Genomic DNA, 835 nt, shown 5'->3' on the forward strand with positions numbered 1-835 from the left:
CTTAAGCGATTTTTGATTTAGCAAAAATCGGGTCGTAAAAGACTTCAGTGAGTTTTCTATCTTTAAAGAACAACACTACGTCAACTGTTGTATAGAGAACGATTTTTATCATTTCTAACTCGAGTTGCCGGCCAATTTCTGATCTTTTAATCAAGGTGGCACATCTCTCAAATGTCTGCAAAGCGCTGTTGGCATGCGTTGTTGTAATCGACCCGGGATGACCAGTGTTGAGCGAATTGAGATATTCCCATGCTTCATTGCCTCGCAATTCAGCGAGAAAAATTCTGTCAGGCGACTGACGCATACATGCATCTAGGCATTCTTCAGCTGAAACACGGCCTACATTGTTACCATAAATCATATGTACATGATTGGGATGATTGGGTAGAAAAAGCTCATGAACATCTTCAATTGTGATAATACGCTCCTCTACAGGAACCTTTTCAATTAAAGAGCGAGCAAATGTTGTTTTACCAGATCCTGTTTTGCCTGCAATAATAATGTTGCGTTTGTGAAGGACGCATTCTTCCAAAAATTCAAGAATTTTTCCCTCACGTTTACTTTGTAAGAGTTGAACTTCAAATGGTTCCAACCGTGTGAAGTCCTGCTTCGATAACAAATTATTGGCTTCTTTTGCTGAAGGTTTATTAAAACTTACATCAGAAAAATCGTCAAATGCCCCTTCTTCTTTGAGTTCTTCTAACGTCTTAACTATGAGAGAATGTTTACGAATTACAAAGGAAAGAGCACCATCAACAACAGCTGGTGTTTGTATAATTGTACCACGTTGTCCACCAGGCAAGAGCACATAATTAATACTTCTGGGAGCCATACC

The 835-nt window shown here is 39.2% G+C and carries 1 protein-coding gene; it reads right to left on the reverse strand.

Going from position 1 to position 835, the window contains the following annotated elements:
* Position 1: 1 nt before the first annotated feature.
* The coding region (gene virB11 / locus ACFIO3_RS14370) for a P-type DNA transfer ATPase VirB11 (RefSeq protein WP_375704709.1) at positions 2-835 on the reverse strand (834 nt) is incomplete at its 5' end.

This window comes from Bartonella sp. AD328YNZD (assembly GCF_042196425.1).